Annotated in this window: 1 protein-coding gene; it reads right to left on the bottom strand. The window is 68.9% G+C overall.

Features of this window, described 5'->3' with window-relative positions:
- The coding region (locus BV453_RS01850) for an ATP-binding cassette domain-containing protein (RefSeq protein ID WP_249520738.1) at positions 1 to 244 on the bottom strand (244 nt) is incomplete at both ends.

The following is a 244-nucleotide window of genomic DNA, read 5'->3' on the forward strand; positions in this document are numbered from 1 at the left end:
GCGCAGCACCACGCCGGCCTGTTTGACGCCGAGCGCCGAGGTGGGTTCGTCGAGGATCACGACCCTGGCGCCGAAGTGGATGGCCCTGGCGATGGCGACAGACTGCCGTTCCCCACCGGACAGGGTGCCGATGGGCTGGTCCACGTCACGGAGGTCGATGCCCATCCGGCCCAGTTGTTCGAGCGTGATCGCCCGCATCTCGGCGACCTTCAGGCGCGAGAAAGGGCCGAAGCCGGCGCTGAGT

The sequence above is a fragment of the Microbacterium sp. ER1 genome (assembly GCF_023383675.1).
Lineage (GTDB): Bacteria > Actinomycetota > Actinomycetes > Actinomycetales > Microbacteriaceae > Microbacterium.